This is a genomic window from Pseudomonas sp. PDM03 (assembly GCF_014852385.1).
In the GTDB taxonomy this organism is placed as follows: Bacteria; Pseudomonadota; Gammaproteobacteria; order Pseudomonadales; family Pseudomonadaceae; genus Aquipseudomonas; species Aquipseudomonas migulae.
Genome location: NZ_JACVBM010000026.1, coordinates 1 through 15,032, shown reverse-complemented (window position 1 = coordinate 15,032; position 15,032 = coordinate 1). Strand labels below are relative to the sequence as shown.

Below are 15,032 nucleotides of genomic sequence, written 5' to 3'. Positions count from 1 at the left end.
CGGGTGTGCAACTTACTTCAGACGAGCCAGACGCTGGGTCAGCAGGTCGAAGAAACCCTGGGCATCACCGCTTTCGACCCAGAAAGCGTTTTTCGGCGCTTTCAGGCCGTCATACCAGTCGACGATGGTTTGACCGAAGGTCGGGCCTTCGCGGCTATCAACCACCACATTGACCGAGCGGCCAGTGAACAGCTCCGGCTTGAGCAGGTAGGCAATGACCGTCGCGTCATGCACCGGGCCACCCGGAAGACCGTAGTGCTCCATATCACCTTTGACGTACTCGTTGAGAATATCGCCCACCAGCTTGCTGGCATTGTTGTTCAGTGCGGCGATCTGCTTCAGGCGCGCTTCGCTGGTGAGGATCTTGTGGGTCACGTCCAATGGCAGATAGGTCAGTTTGACGCCACTTTTCAGCACCACTTCAGCAGCATGCGGGTCGGCGAACAGATTGAACTCGGCCACCGGGGTGATGTTGCCACCGTTGAAGTGAGCACCGCCCATGATCACCACTTCCTTGATGCCCTGAACGATTTCGGGCTCCTGGATCAGCGCCAGCGCCAGGTTGGTCTGTGGACCGAGCATTGCGATGGTGATGCTGTGGGGTTTGGCGGTTTTCAAGGTGTCGATCAGGTAATTGACTGCATTACCCTTTGCCAGACCCTGCTTCGGCTCATGCACGGTGACGCCCGACAGGCCTTCTTTACCATGAATGTTCTCGGCATAAATCGGCGTACGCATCAGCGGTTTCGGCGCACCGGCATAAACCGGCACATCCTCGCGCCCCGCCCATTCGCGGGCCAGCCGCGCATTACGCGAGGTCTTGTCCAGACGCACGTTGCCGGCGACGGTGGTCAACGCGCGGATGTTCAGTTCTTCTGGTGACGCCAGCGCAAACAGCAAAGCGACCACGTCGTCGGCACCCGGGTCGGTGTCGATGATCAAGTCGATCTTGTCCGCCGCCTGGGCGCTTGTTGCGGTAATCAGTGACAAAAGCAGCAGACTCCGGAGCAGATGGTGCAGTTTCTGAGCATAGCGGTACATAGCGCACTCCTTGTGCGTGGAAAAGCAGACAGACGAAAACGAATCAAAACGTGACCCCGGCCACCAGCACGACGTTGCAGTACGGCTGACATTCGCCTGTACGAACAATCGCCCGCGCCTGTCGGCTCAGGACTTTGAATTGGTCATGACTGAGTAGCTCACGCCGGCCCAGCGAACCTTCGGCATTTAGCTCATCCAGCGTCACCAGCGCCGACGGCTGCTTGTCCAGAATTTCCTGGGCCAAGACGTGGCTTTCGACCTGCATTTCGCTGAGCACAACCTTCAACGTGCTGATGAAATCCGGAACGCCGTGAGTCAAGGCCAGGTCGATCAGCTCGACACCCGGCGGAACCGGCAGGCCGGCATCGCCAATCACGACCATGTCGCCATGCCCCAGAGAAGCGATCAGTCGCGACAGCGCGATGTTGAGCAACGGTGTTTTTTTCATGGTGCTTTAAAGGCCTGTACGTCGGACAAAGTGGGGATCGAGGGTTGCGCGCCGGCACGGGTCACAGACAGCGCCGCAGCGACCTGGCCGAAACGGATCGCTTGCGCCTCGTTTTTGCCGGCGGCCAGTGCGGCAGCAAAGCCACCGACAAAGGTATCGCCCGCCGCCGTGGTATCGACCGCCCTTACCTTCGGCGCCGGAAAGTGTTCGAAGCGGTTTCCATTGGCAAACAGGGAGCCTTGGGCACCGAGAGTGATGATCACCTTGCCGGCCCCCATGGCGATCAATCGGGTCGCCGCGACTTCGGCGGTTTCCAGTGAATCCACCGGCAAACCGCTAAGGGCCGAGGCCTCGCTCTCGTTAGGGATCAGATAGTCGATGGCCGCATACCAGTCTGCCGGCAACGGTCGGCTGGCGGGCGCCGGGTTGAGAATCACGGTTTTCCCCAGTTCACGACCGCGCTTGAGCGCATGACCGACCGTGGCATCCGGCACTTCGAGCTGACAGATGATCACATCCGCCGCCTGCAACACCGCATCGAAGCGATCAATCACTGCCGGCGTCAGTGCACCATTGGCACCGGCGACAATCACGATCGCGTTCTGGCTGTTGTCATCGACCACAATCAACGCCACACCGCTGGCACCATCGACGGTGCTGACCGCCTGACAATCGATACGGTCGGCCAACAGCGCTCCGCGCAGTTCCTCGCCATAGGCATCGCTGCCCACGCAACCGACCATCGACACTTGCGCACCCAGTCGCGCCGCAGCAACCGCCTGATTGGCACCCTTGCCACCGGAGACCGTGGCAAACGACTCACCAATCAGCGTTTCACCGCCACGGGGCAACCGTGACGCGCGGGTCACCAGGTCCATGTTCAGGCTGCCTATCACCACTACTTTTGCTGGCATACATCACTACTCATAAATGCAATTTCAACGGTGCTTTCTGTTTAACGGAAGTGGGCAAACACACCGGCCAGCGGTGCAGTCGATTCGCGCAGCACAATACTGGGCGTCACGATCCGTTGATCGGTGGCCATGGCCGGTGTGGCGATCCTGCGCAACAGCACTTCGGCCGCCATCTCGCCGAGCTGCAGGATCGACTGCCCCACGGTGGTCAGCGCCGGGTAGACATAACGGCTCATCTGGATATCGTCGAAGCCAATCACCGACAGTTCGCTAGGCACACGAATATTGCGCTCGGCGGCGGCGCGCAACACGCCGATGCCGATCATGTCGTTACCGGCGAAGATTGCGCTGGGCGGATTGTTGTCCAGGAGGATCGCGGCCGCGCTGTAACCGCCGGTACTGGTGAAGTCGCTTTCCAGCATGCGTTCGCGAGGCACTTCGACGCCCGCCTCTTTCAAGGCGCGGCAATAACCTGCCAGACGCATCTGCGCGACGCTGGTACTGGCCGGGCCGCCAATGGTGGCGATGTCCCGATGCCCCAATTCCAGAAGATGGCGGGTCGCCAGATAAGCGCCGTACTCGTGATCGATGCGCACCAGGTCCGCATCAACCCCTTCCAGCCCACGGTCGACAATCACCATCGGCGTGCGCACGCCCGCCAGACCTTCTGCCAGCACCGCGTCCCCACCGGCCGATGCCACGATCAGCCCGTCAATGCGCTTTTCCAGCAATACGCGCAGGTAGCTGCGTTGCTTGTCCGGGTTGTCATCGGAATTGCAGAGGATCACGCAATAGCCATTGCGCTCGCAGTAATCCTCGATGCCGCGCGCCAGTTCGGCGAAGTACGGGTTGAGGCTGTTGGGCACCAGCAGACCGATAGTCGCGGTGGTCTTGGCTTTTAATGAGCGGGCCACGGCGCTGGGCACGTAGTCGAGACTTTTGATTGCCGCTTCGACCTTGATCCGCACTTCTTCGCTGACGGGCCGGGTCTTGTTCACCACATGGGAAACCGTGGTGTAGGAAATCCCCGCGAGCGCTGCCACATCCTTGATTGTTGCCATGACTCAGGTCCGCCGGCTTGCGCGCTGACTGCGATAGGTATCAAGCACCACCGCCACCACGATGACCGCGCCGGTGATGATGCGTTTGGTCGGTTCGGTTGCGCCGATCTGCGCCAGACCGGCCGCCAGTACCGAGATGATCAACACCCCGAAAAACGTGCTGATGACCGAACCGCGCCCGCCCATCAGGCTGGTGCCGCCAATCACCACCGCGGCGATCACTTGCAGTTCCAGGCCGGAGCCGGCATTCGGGTCCGCCGCCTCCAGGCGGGAAATCTGGAACAGCGCGGCGATACCGGCCAGCAGCCCCATCAGACTGAACACCAGAATCTTGTAGGGTTTCGGATTGATCCCTGCCAGACGCACGGCTTCTTCGTTGGTGCCGATACCGATCAGGTAGCGCCCGAACACCGTGCGGGTCAACACGGCCTGGGCAATGAAGATGATAAGCAAGGCAATGATGAACGACGGCGAAATGCCGAAGGCGATCGGGTTGGACAGCCAGGCAAAGGCATCACCGATATAGGCGGTGCGCGAGCCGGTCATCTGATACGCCACACCACGCGCCATTTCCAGCACGCCGAGGGAGACGATGAACGAAGGAATCCGCCACGCCACGGTGATCGAACCGGTGATCGTCCCTGCCAATGCGGCGGCCGCCATACCGAGCAATGCTGCCGGCAATACGCTCCAGCCCCAGCCGAGAATCGCCACGCTGACCGTCGACGCCGCGAGTGCCAGCACCGAGCCCACCGACAGGTCGATGCCGCCGATGATCAACACAAACGTCATGCCGACCGCCAGCACCATCAAGTCCGGAATCTGGTTGGCCAGGGTGCTGAACGTGTCGTAAGACAGAAAATGGCTGCTCAGGACCGAGAACAGCGCGACCATCGCCAGCAAGGCACCGGCCAGGCCCAGATAGGTGCCGAGGCCGTAAAAATTGCCACTACGTTTACCGGCAGATGTTGCAGTTTTCATGGAAGATCCCTAGGCGCTGCTTCGTTGAGCAGCGCATCACGTTTTTGATAGCCGGCAAAAGCAGCGGCAAGCAAGTCATCCTGGGTCCAGCTGTCGCGCTCGAATGTCTCGATCAGGCGCCCCGCCGACAGCACGCCGATGCGGTCGCAGATCAACATCAGTTCGCGCAAGTCGCTGGACACCACCACCAGCGCCTTGCCCTGACGAGTCAGCTCACCGAGCAGTGCATAGATGTCGAATTTGGCGCCGACGTCGATGCCGCGAGTCGGCTCGTCGAACAGCAACACCGAACAATCGCGTTCCAGCCAACGGCCGATCACGACTTTCTGCTGATTGCCGCCGGACAACTCCGAGACCAATTGCGTCGGGCTGGAACTGCGGATGCGCATGGCATCGATCTGACGCTGGGCCAACGACATCTCGTCACCGTTGTTGACGAAACCGCCGCGGGAAATCTCCGGCATGTTACCCAGGGCAATATTCGCGCTGATCGATTGCGTCAGCAGCAAGCCCTCACCCTTGCGGTCTTCGGTGATCAGGGCAATGCCATGACCGACCGCGTCCGCCGGCGAACGAATACTCACGACCTGTGCCGGCGAACCCAGCGCAACCGTGCCGCTATCCGCTATGTCGGCGCCGAAGATCAGGCGTAGCAACTCGGTGCGCCCTGCCCCGATCAAACCGGAGATCCCGTAGATCTCGCCGGCGCGCACTTCAAAGGAGACGTCGCGCACTTTGTCGGAGCGGGTCAGCCCCTTGACCGTCAACGCCGGCGCGCCGATGTTGCGCGGGCCCATGTCGATGTGTTCACCGAGCTCACGGCCAACCATCAAGGTCACCAATTGCTCACTGTTGTAGTTGGCCATCGGCTCGACACAAACGAGGTTGCCGTCGCGCAACACCGCAATGCGCTGAGCCACCCGCGCCAGCTCTTCGAGGCGATGGGAGATATAGATGATCGACACGCCACGAGCTTGCAGGCGCGTGATTTGCTCGAACAGCATTTCGACTTCACGGGCCGTCAGCATCGCGGTCGGTTCGTCGAGGATCAGCACATGGCAATCGCCGATCAGGTTGCGGGCGATCTCGACCATTTGCTGGTGACCGATGCCCAGTTCGCCGACCAGGGTGTCCGGGTCGATTGCATCGAGCCCGACCTGAGCCATGGCTTCGATCGCGGCCTTGCGCAATTGCTTGCGACTGATCCAGCCGCCATTGCTGGGCAGGTTATCGAGAAACAGGTTTTCCGCCACCGACAGGGTCGGCAACAGATTGAGTTCCTGCATGACCATGCGAATGCCCAGGTCTTCAGCCTGGGTACGGCTGCCGGGGCGGTAATCCTGCCCCTGGAATTGCATCTGGCCGGTGGTCGGCGTGACCAATCCACCAATGATCTTCGACAGCGTGCTTTTGCCGGCGCCGTTCTCGCCGGTCAGCGCCAACACCTCGCCGCGTATCAGCGTCAGGTCGATACCGGTGAGGACAGGCTGCGCGTAGGTCTTGCCGATACCGCTGACCGAGAGGACAGCGTTCGGAGCGCAAACAGACATAAAAACTCTCCATGCGCTCGCCCGGACGGGCGAGCACCGTTGTGTCGCCAGAAGGACTACTTGGTAACCAGCTCTACCGGAGTTTCGATTACGCCGTTGGTGCCGCTGTCGACTTTCTCACCCTTGACGATCCTCAGCGCCGTCTCGATGCCGAACACGGCTTGCCTGGCAGCGAACTGGTCAGCGGTGGCCAGGACACGGCCATCCTTGAGCATCGGCTTGATGGCGTTGATGTTGTCGTAGCCGACCACTTGCACCTTGCCGGCCTTGCCCGCGGCACGCACGGCAGACACTGCGCCGACAGCCATGCTGTCGTTGCCGGCCAGCAGGGCTTTGACTTGCGGGTATTCGCTGAGGATCGACGCGGCGACCTTGTTGCCTTTATCGATTTCCCAATCGCCGGATTGCAGGGACACGACCTTGATCTGCGCCGCTTCCATCGCATCCTTGAAACCTGCAGTGCGAGCCTGGGCGTTGGTGGTGGTGGACACACCCTCGATGATGCCGACTTCGTCACCGGCCTTCAGTTGCTTGGCCAGGTACTCACCCACCAGACGCGCCCCCTTGCGGTTGTCGGGGCCTACGAACGGAACATTGATGTTTTTGCTTTTGACGACCGCTGGATCCAGCTGGTTATCGATGTTGACCACGGTGATGCCGGCATCGATGGCTTTCTTGATCACCGGGACCATGGCCTTCGAATCAGCGGGTGCGATGACCAGCGCATTGACCTTGGCCAGAATCATTTGCTCGACGATACGTGTCTGGCCCGCAGTGTCCGTTTCGTCCTTGATGCCGTTGGAGATCAGGTCGAAATCGGCGGAGTGATCTTTCTGGTAGGCCTTGGCGCCGTCTTCCATGGTCAGGAAGAATTCGTTGGCCAGAGATTTCATGACCAGTGCGACTTTGGGTTTTTCAGTGTCGGCGAAGGCCGAGGAGACAGGCAACGCGGCGGATGCGGCAGCCAGCATAGCGACAGCGAGAAGACGTCCAGCGAATGGCAGCTTCATGGGTTCACTCCGATCTTATGATTATTCTTGAGCAACGCTTGCGCTGGCATAAGTTTCACCGCGTAAACCGATGGAACAAGCCATCGGCAGTGCCGCGCAAACGTTTGCGTAGACCGAACTATGCGAACCCTGCCGCTATTTGTCAACGGCCGAAAAACACGGTTTGTGCTTGCGGTAACAAAACCGCTTATGCCGTAGTGCTGATCACACTACCCGCGCTGGAGCCCTTGGCCAGTTCCTTGACCAGATTGCCTGTGACTTCCGCCAGCGCCCCGCTGGTGTTGGCAATTTGCCCTTGAATCGACATGACGACAGCGGTCTTGGCTTCCGGTGTCGGGTAATTCGCCACTTGAGCCGCCGCCAGTTGTTGCTGCTGTTCGCGCAGTTGCTGCTGCAGTTCCTGCATACGCTTGAGCAACATCTTCACCGCGACGCTTTGGTCGCTGCCGCTTTCGCTATCGCTCTCCGTTTTCTTTTCAATCACCGCGCCGCCGGTCCGGACCTTGGTTGCGCCACCCTCCTCCTCGGTACCCAACGCCAGTGTCGAAGCCTCGGAAGTTGATTCGCTCAAGGCGTTGATCGTTGCGGTGGATTTGCCACCGATGGTGATTGTGCCTGCATTGGGAAAGCCGATCGAAAACGACATGTGAACTCCTGAATAAAAAGATCCTTCAGACAAGCATCGACCTGCGCGCAGGTTTCTTTAGCAATGATTTGCCGTCTGGCAAGACGACTTGTTCAACAGAAGCCGTAGCCCTTTTCGGAGAGCCGAACGTAAATAACAAACATATTCGGAAAACCGGACAACAGGGCGTTTAAACCACGCTCAACACATTCCTAATAATTGATACAAATCATTGGGTTAAAGCTATTTTTCATTTCCAGGTATGACTGGTACAGATCCTGCTCCCTCTCATTCACCCCAGACATTCAGATCTGTCCGGGGCGCATCTAGATGAACCTGCATCCGCACCGTCTCACTACTAGAGAGAAAAATAATGACATCTGCTTTCAAGACTTTTGTTCCGGGCGCCTTGGCCCTCCTGCTACTCCTTCCGACAGCCCTTCAGGCGAAAGAAGTCGAAACCAAACAAAAACTGGCGAACGTGGTGATCCTGGCCACCGGCGGCACCATTGCCGGCGCGGGCGCCAGCGCCGCCAACAGCGCGACGTATCAAGCGGCGAAAGTCGGCATCGAACAGTTGATCGCTGGCGTTCCGGAACTGAGCCAATTGGCCAATGTTCGCGGCGAACAGGTCATGCAGATCGCCTCCGAAAGCATTACCAACGACAACCTGCTGCAACTGGGTCGTCGCGTGGCCGAACTGGCTGACAGCAAAGACGTCGATGGCATCGTCATCACCCACGGCACCGACACCCTGGAAGAAACGGCCTACTTCCTGAACCTGGTGGAAAAAACCGACAAGCCGATCATCGTCGTGGGCTCCATGCGCCCAGGCACCGCGATGTCCGCAGACGGCATGCTGAACCTGTACAACGCCGTGGCCGTGGCCGGCAGCAAAGACGCGCGCGGCAAAGGCGTACTGGTGACCATGAACGATGAAATCCAGTCGGGTCGCGACGTCAGCAAGATGATCAACATCAAGACCGAGGCGTTTAAAAGTGCCTGGGGTCCTCTCGGCATGGTGGTCGAAGGCAAATCCTACTGGTTCCGCCTGCCGGCCAAGCGTCACACCATGGACTCGGAGTTCGACATCAAGAACATCAAGAGCCTGCCTGACGTCGAAATCGCCTATTCCTACGGCAACGTGAGTGATACCGCCTACAAAGCGCTGGCTCAATCCGGCGCCAAAGCCATCATCCACGCAGGCACCGGCAACGGTTCGGTGTCTTCGCGCGTGGTTCCAGCCCTGCAAGCCCTGCGCAAGGATGGCGTGCAAATCATTCGCTCCTCCCACGTCAACGCCGGTGGCTTCGTATTGCGTAACGCCGAACAACCTGACGACAAGTACGACTGGGTTGTGGCCCATGACCTGAACCCACAGAAGGCTCGCATCCTGGCCATGGTCGCGCTGACCAAGACCAACGACAGCAAAGAGCTGCAACGGATGTTCTGGGAATACTGATTCGCCCTCGCCCGACCGGTTCCGGTCGGGCACCGCTTTCACCACTCGCCCACTGCGGCGAGTGGCCTCCTATCTGATAAAAAAATCTCCTTCGTCCTACACCAATCGGGAAAAACTGCTGTCAGAGGATTTTCTTGAATTTTAAGCAGTTGCGAAAATGCCTACAGTTAAATACTGTATGCACGTACAGCTTAATAAGGACAATTCCGTGGCCACCACCTCTGCCTCTCCTGACACCTATGTACGCATGGGTATGCGCGTTCAGAAAATCATCAACTCCCCCACCGCCCAGAAAGCCAAGGCGGCCCTGATCTTCCGACTTCCGGACGAGCCAGTGGATGAGTGGGAGCAATTACTCGAAGAAATCGACGAAAACGACAACGTCACCCTCGCCTACCGCGACGATGGCGGTGTGCAGATTTTCTGGGTTGTGCCGAAGGAAGATTGAGTCAATGAGTGTCCGTTTTTTTGCTTTGCTGTTTTTGCTCTTCGCGATGGGCGCGCAAGCTGACGCCCCGCGCACCTTCAACGAAGCCAAGAAAGTCGCCTGGAAGCTGTACGCCCCGCAATCCACCGAGTTCTATTGCGGCTGTAAATACACCGGCAACAAGGTGGACCTGTCGGCCTGCGGTTATGTGCCACGAAAAAATGCCAAGCGCGCTTCACGCATCGAGTGGGAGCACATCGTCCCCGCCTGGCAGATCGGCCATCAGCGTCAGTGCTGGCAGGAAGGCGGACGCAAGAACTGCACGCGCTACGACCCGACCTACCAGAAGGCCGAGGCCGACTTGCATAATCTGGTGCCGAGCATCGGCGAGGTGAATGGCGATCGCAGCAATTTCAGTTTTGGCTGGTTGCCGGAGCAATCGGGTCAATACGGTTCGTGCCTGACCCAGGTCGACTTCAAGGCCAAAAAGGTCATGCCCCGCCCTTCCATTCGCGGAATGATCGCCCGGACGTACTTTTACATGAGCAAGCAGTACGGTTTGCGCCTGTCGAAACAGGATCGGCAACTGTACGAAGCATGGAACAAAACCTATCCGGTACAGGCCTGGGAACGTCAGCGCAATCAGAGCGTGGCGTGCGTGATGGGACGCGGCAACGAGTTTGTCGGGCCGGTGGACATGAAAGCGTGCGGTTAAGCGCTTGTTGAAAACAAAAAGGCCTGCGGTTGAAAGCCCCAGGCCTTTTTCGTTTTCAATCGTGCTGCTGGCGCCCAAGCGTTTGGGCGGCCGATGACGTCTTACTGAGTCACCGGATGCTCGATGACCAGCAGTTCGATGTTCTGTTTTTTCGCCCGGGTCAGCGCCGCGCGCACTTCTTCCTGCTTGGCTTCAGCTTCGGCTTTGGAATTGAATGGCCCCATCAGGATGCGGGTCTTGCCATTTTCCTTGACCACGCTGGAAACGAAACTGTGCTCGATCAGCCAGCCACTCAGGTCGCTGACAGCCTGGGTTATTTCACCTCGCACTTCCAGATCCCACTGCGGCGCAGATACCGCCGCCGGTGCTGCCGCCACGGCTGGCTGCGGCTTTGGCGCATCAGCGCGCTTATCCTCACCGCATCCCGCCAATGCCAGTACTGCGATTACCAAAGCCATTTTGCGCACAACGCTTCCCTCTGAATGCTGAAAGCGGAGATTTTAACACCCATGAATACTTCTCGAGTGCCGCAAAATGGGCGCAAAACAACGAGAATCATGGAGGCGGCCTCTGTATAGTTACGCCTTGGGAATCAATGCAGCATCTGCGCGTCAGAAAGAGGCACCCAAACCGTGAAACTTCGCACTAATCTATACATACCACCGACCTCTGCACTGTCCGAATCAGGTGCCCTACAAAGCAATCAAGGAGAAGACCATGCTGATACTCACCCGCAAAGTCGGTGAAAGCATAAATATTGGCGATGACATTACGATCACCATTCTGGGCGTAAGCGGCCAGCAAGTCAGAATTGGCATCAACGCCCCGAAAGACGTTGCGGTACACCGCGAAGAAATCTATCAGCGCATTCAGGCAGGCCTGACCGCCCCGGACAAGCCGCAATCCTGAATCCTGCTGCAGTCAGTAGCCAGCCTGTTCGCCCCCGAACCACGGCTGGCTAAAGATTCACGCACAGCGACCACTCCTGCATCCCGCCCCATCCCCGAACGTGAAGCCGATACTACCGGCATGTCTCACGTCATGGCTGTCGGACGTTTCGGATTAAGCCTGGGGAAGTATGCATTCGTACCCGGCTAACCAAGCGTCACTCCCCGCGCCATGCCCGTGGCCGCCACGACCATCAACATCACCAGCAGCGCTTCGATATGGCTGATCCGCGCGAACAGCTTCGCACGACTGGCATCAATGGCTGCGCCACGCGCCTGCGCAATCCGCCATTTGATCAGGGTGATCATCGGCGCGATTTCAAGTAGTAGAATCAGTACGAAAAGTGTCATCTTCAGATGGAACAATGGCTGGTGAAGATAGTAGTCAGTGCCCTTTTCGTACCCGGCAAAGGCTCGCATCCCACCGGTGATCAGCAGAATGACCGCTGAAATGCCCCACAGATTATCTGCAATCAAGACGCTGCGCGCCTCACCCAGCCCCGCGGCCAACCGCCGAAAAGCGCTGCCGCGGGTCAGCACGGCCCAGAAACCCAGGGCGAACGCCAAGAGATGAATCGCCGCAAAAAACCAGTGGGCAAGCATCGAGATACTCCAGTCAGGTTTGAGTTGGATCAGCCTGTCAGTAGTAGCCCATAAAATCGGGGATTGCCCCTCCCCCGCGCGGGAGACGCAACCGAAGAACAGAAAACTAGGTCATTCGCGAGCTGCAAGCAGGTGCAAAGTAGATCGTCACTCAAGCCGGCGCTGCGCTTGTTTGCAATGATGGCCATGTGACAGACACCCGATCATTCTCCTTGTAGACTCCCGCTCATAATTCGGCATGGATTTGATCGCTCCAATGCGCAAAATAATATTTTTCCTCATGCTATGCGCCTCTACAGCGCAAGCAGCCTGCGAGATGCAACCCACGACCATCGTCGGGAAAACCCTGATTGGGTCTTTTGAGACGAAAAGGCTGAAATCCGACGCGATCAAATTCTCGCCGGAGACCGGCGACATCACTGGCAAGAATGCAGTGTTCGACTTTGACACTCTTTATGAAATGGATTCCGGCAAATCATCTGCGAGATTCCGTGTGGGAGAGGCTTTCCTGATTGACGGGGTTTCTTATGTCGGGAACGTTGAGTGGGAATCCGGAAAAGCTCCGAAAAAAACAGGGATCTACGAGTTTTACGCCCTTAAAACAGAACCCGTGAAAAACGCTAAAACCCTGACGATGGTAGGCGACTCGATTACCTGGTGGAGCTACGGCCGCTATTTCCGTTGCCTGCTCGCCCCAGAGTTGCCTGGAGTTCAGTTTGTAGGGCCTCACACCGATGTGGTTGGTTATGGCCATGCCGGTGAAGGTGGCAACAATACCCAGCAAGTCATTGACCGCCTGGACAAAATCAAACCATCCAATTATTACTTTGTGCTTGCAGGAACAAACGATTGGAATTTTTGGGCGCCACCAAAAACGATTGAAAACCTGAAAGAGATCGCGAAGGCACTGAACGAAAAAGGCGGACAGGTCATCATCTCTACCCTGCTTCCTCGGCTTGACGAACATGATGTACACAATGAAGAAGTGAACAGATTATTACTTGCGTGGAATGGCGAGGGATGCGACTGCAAAATAATCGACTTGGGCTCCGAGTTCAGGAAGCTTCCAAACAGCCAAAGCTATTTCTGGGATAACGCAGTCCATCCGAACTTTGAAGGCTATCAAAAGATCACCGAAATACTCGGCACCGACATCCGTAAAACTTTTAATCAAGTTGCTCAGTAACCATCGGTGGCTCCAGGTCCTGGCTTTTGGTCTTCCGACAAATGTAAGTCGTGGGCTTACATGAAGGTTAGAGCCGACCTGATGATGTAGCGCGGCGAGGGCTTTGCAAATCGCAGTGTTCAGTCCTGAAACAGGTGTAAACCTTATTCAGGACTAGACACCATCTTGAGTCTCTTTGTTGTTTGACTGTTGAGGGATTGTTCCTTTTTCGCGCTCCCCGGCTTCGTTCGCCGCTTGCGCCTCAAATTCCGGCATCGGCCGGCACGTTCCGGCTTCTCGTATTCCAGAACCGCGCCGCCGACTTCGCCGCCCACTCGGTCTGTTCCAGCAGCTCAGGCGTCCGCAGCAGACGATTGACCGTGGGGACCACCAGAGAAGAGGCGGACTTGATCGCTTATCGGTATACTCAATTTTTTCGAATGAAATCGTAATGCTAAATTCAGTTCAGATTCTTAGAGCTCTCGCCGCATGGATTGTAGTATTCCACCACTACATTCAGATTTTCGGTTATGGAAAAAGTAATGAAGTATCAAATATCATCGCGCTATACGGATCTATCGGGGTTGATATTTTTTTCGTAATCAGTGGCTTTGTCATTTTTACTTCTGCCTCCCAGAGACCGTTGACACCTGGAGAATTTTTCATACAAAGAGCCGCTCGAATAGTACCGGCATACTGGATTTTCACCCTTATTACCGCTGCGACGATTTACTGGGCTCCATCCATAATGCCCTTATTGGGCCTCGATAGCATATCCCTGTTAAAAAGTCTTTTTTTCATTCCCACCCCAAATCCGTCTGGCATAGGAATATATCCGATCCTCACAGTAGGATGGACGCTAAATTACGAAGTGCTTTTTTATGCGATATTCTTTTTATCTCTTTTCCTGCCCCGCGCTCTTCTAGCTCCTGCGATATTTTTCGGGGTTATCATATCGACTTACATATTGCCAAAAATGGGTGGATCGTTCTTATTTTACGGCGCCCCAATAGTATATGAATTCTTGCTGGGGATAATAATCTCCATCATTTACCAGCTTGGGCTACTTAAACGAATCAACCCGATGGCTGCCATTCCTCTGGTAGCAATATCGATTGCAGCAGTAGCATTAATGCCAGACACCGACACTCATGACCCAATGCGGCTCGGGATTCCGAGCGCAATAATAGTGATCGCGATCATATCGCAAGAAAGATATCTTCCTAAACTTTCAATACTTACCAAATTAGGTGATTTTTCGTACTCCACATACCTCATCCATCCGATAGTGATTTGGTACATGCTGAGCGCAAAAAATCACTTTGATTTAAACCTGACGCTTACACTAATAATTACCTGCTCTTTGATTATGGTGTTTTCTTGGTGGAGCTTTGCCTTCATCGAGTTGCCGATTTCGAAGCTTACTAAAAAAAGGGTATTGGAAAGCGCCAGACAGGCTACAAGTCCAACGTAGCCACAGGAATCCATACCAATCTCCGGCCAAGGCACACCCTTGAAAAATGTGTGCCCCCCCCCCTCCAGCCTCAGAGGCTGCCTGGCCTGCTCCAGCTCACGGAGCGGTCGCCACTGGTGCCGCCACGCCTGATCCACTACAAGCCCAAGGCGCGGCGCCGAGAACAGATCGACGCAATGGACCTCCGGGCGTCGGCAACCCCGCACTACCTGACCAAGGAGCCCAGCAAGGCCCCGGATGCGGCGCGCGCCTGCGCCCATATGCCAGCCGGCGAGCATCCCACTTTTCACGAGATCCACACTTCAGATGGCTGTACGAGCAGCAAGCTTCCCGCAGGAGTACATTCAGGCGTTGATGGGGTATGCGAACGAGAGGATGACAAAGCACTATCAGGAGGGGCAAGACGAAAAGAAGATCGAGCACCTGGAGGTGGGTGCCGAACTGGCGTTCTGAGGTGGGAGTTTTGCAAAAGTTTTGCAAATCGCAGTGTCTAGTCCTGAAATAGGTTTACACCTGTTTCATCCCAGCGCCCGATGCATCGCATCGGGCGTTTTGTATTTCAAAGACTGGTGCGGACGCTCGTGGTTGTAGATCGATATTGATTCACTC

General features: G+C 56.8%; 16 protein-coding genes and 2 pseudogenes. 6 read left to right on the top strand and 12 right to left on the bottom strand.

Features of this window, described 5'->3' with window-relative positions:
* Positions 1–12: 12 nt before the first annotated feature.
* The 8 genes from IB254_RS26260 to IB254_RS26225 all read right to left on the bottom strand — a co-directional run bounded on the left by IB254_RS26260 (position 13) and on the right by IB254_RS26225 (position 7,651).
* Positions 13–1,041, bottom strand: coding sequence for a nucleoside hydrolase (locus IB254_RS26260; protein WP_192420298.1), 1,029 nt, complete (start codon positions 1,039–1,041; stop codon positions 13–15).
* Between the two features lie 43 nt (positions 1,042–1,084).
* On the bottom strand, positions 1,085–1,489 hold the full coding sequence (gene rbsD / locus IB254_RS26255) for a D-ribose pyranase (RefSeq protein ID WP_192226384.1): 405 nt from the start codon (positions 1,487–1,489) through the stop codon (positions 1,085–1,087).
* A complete protein-coding gene (rbsK, locus tag IB254_RS26250; RefSeq protein WP_192420296.1) occupies positions 1,486–2,403 on the bottom strand; it encodes a ribokinase in 918 nt (305 codons plus the stop codon). Before rbsK ends, rbsD begins: the two co-directional genes overlap by 4 nt.
* A 41-nt stretch (positions 2,404–2,444) precedes the next feature.
* A complete protein-coding gene (locus IB254_RS26245) occupies positions 2,445–3,464 on the bottom strand; it encodes a LacI family DNA-binding transcriptional regulator (RefSeq protein ID WP_192420294.1) in 1,020 nt (339 codons plus the stop codon).
* Between the two features lie 3 nt (positions 3,465–3,467).
* Positions 3,468–4,445 carry an ABC transporter permease gene (locus tag IB254_RS26240; RefSeq protein ID WP_008028232.1) on the bottom strand — a complete coding sequence of 326 codons (978 nt, stop codon included), beginning with the start codon at positions 4,443–4,445 and terminating at the stop codon, positions 3,468–3,470.
* Positions 4,442–5,995, bottom strand: coding sequence for a sugar ABC transporter ATP-binding protein (locus IB254_RS26235; RefSeq protein ID WP_192420292.1), 1,554 nt, complete (start codon positions 5,993–5,995; stop codon positions 4,442–4,444). The genes IB254_RS26240 and IB254_RS26235 overlap by 4 nt, the downstream gene beginning before the upstream one ends.
* A 56-nt stretch (positions 5,996–6,051) precedes the next feature.
* On the bottom strand, positions 6,052–7,005 hold the full coding sequence (locus IB254_RS26230; RefSeq protein ID WP_192420290.1) for a sugar ABC transporter substrate-binding protein: 954 nt from the start codon (positions 7,003–7,005) through the stop codon (positions 6,052–6,054).
* A gap of 187 nt (positions 7,006–7,192) precedes the next feature.
* The gene (locus IB254_RS26225; protein ID WP_192420288.1) at positions 7,193–7,651 is read right to left on the bottom strand and encodes a hypothetical protein; all 459 of its coding nucleotides are present in this window, start codon (positions 7,649–7,651) and stop codon (positions 7,193–7,195) included.
* Between the two features lie 352 nt (positions 7,652–8,003).
* On the opposite strand from IB254_RS26225, the gene IB254_RS26220 reads away from it, so the two are divergent.
* The 3 genes from IB254_RS26220 to IB254_RS26210 all read left to right on the top strand — a co-directional run bounded on the left by IB254_RS26220 (position 8,004) and on the right by IB254_RS26210 (position 10,234).
* Positions 8,004–9,092 carry an asparaginase gene (locus IB254_RS26220; RefSeq protein ID WP_008037575.1) on the top strand — a complete coding sequence of 363 codons (1,089 nt, stop codon included), beginning with the start codon at positions 8,004–8,006 and terminating at the stop codon, positions 9,090–9,092.
* Positions 9,093–9,249: 157 nt separating this feature from the next.
* A complete protein-coding gene (locus IB254_RS26215) occupies positions 9,250–9,540 on the top strand; it encodes a DUF1654 domain-containing protein (protein WP_008028238.1) in 291 nt (96 codons plus the stop codon).
* 4 nt (positions 9,541–9,544) lie between these two features.
* Complete coding sequence (locus IB254_RS26210) at positions 9,545–10,234, top strand: endonuclease (RefSeq protein ID WP_008028239.1); 690 nt, start codon at positions 9,545–9,547, stop codon at positions 10,232–10,234.
* Positions 10,235–10,335: 101 nt separating this feature from the next.
* On the opposite strand, the gene IB254_RS26205 is transcribed toward IB254_RS26210, so the two are convergent.
* Complete coding sequence (locus tag IB254_RS26205; RefSeq protein WP_008037578.1) at positions 10,336–10,701, bottom strand: SPOR domain-containing protein; 366 nt, start codon at positions 10,699–10,701, stop codon at positions 10,336–10,338.
* Positions 10,702–10,951: 250 nt separating this feature from the next.
* Here IB254_RS26205 and csrA point away from each other — a divergent pair, with 250 nt between their 5' ends.
* A complete protein-coding gene (csrA, locus tag IB254_RS26200; protein WP_008028241.1) occupies positions 10,952–11,143 on the top strand; it encodes a carbon storage regulator CsrA in 192 nt (63 codons plus the stop codon).
* 185 nt (positions 11,144–11,328) lie between these two features.
* Here csrA and IB254_RS26195 read toward each other — a convergent pair whose 3' ends face one another.
* Entirely contained in the window at positions 11,329–11,784 is a 456-nt protein-coding gene (locus IB254_RS26195; protein ID WP_192420286.1) for a DUF2214 family protein, read from the bottom strand.
* A 238-nt stretch (positions 11,785–12,022) separates the two neighbouring features.
* Here IB254_RS26195 and IB254_RS26190 point away from each other — a divergent pair, with 238 nt between their 5' ends.
* Positions 12,023–12,970 (top strand): SGNH/GDSL hydrolase family protein, encoded by a 948-nt coding sequence (locus IB254_RS26190; protein WP_192420283.1) that lies wholly within the window; start codon positions 12,023–12,025, stop codon positions 12,968–12,970.
* Between the two features lie 253 nt (positions 12,971–13,223).
* On the opposite strand, the pseudogene IB254_RS30030 reads toward IB254_RS26190, so the two are convergent.
* Positions 13,224–13,322, bottom strand: a pseudogene (locus tag IB254_RS30030) (glycoside hydrolase family 19 protein); the annotation flags it as partial.
* A gap of 78 nt (positions 13,323–13,400) precedes the next feature.
* Here IB254_RS30030 and IB254_RS26185 point away from each other — a divergent pair.
* The gene (locus IB254_RS26185; protein ID WP_192420282.1) at positions 13,401–14,423 is read left to right on the top strand and encodes an acyltransferase family protein; all 1,023 of its coding nucleotides are present in this window, start codon (positions 13,401–13,403) and stop codon (positions 14,421–14,423) included.
* 490 nt (positions 14,424–14,913) lie between these two features.
* Here IB254_RS26185 and IB254_RS26180 read toward each other — a convergent pair.
* Positions 14,914–15,032: pseudogene (locus IB254_RS26180) on the bottom strand (integrase core domain-containing protein); the annotation flags it as partial.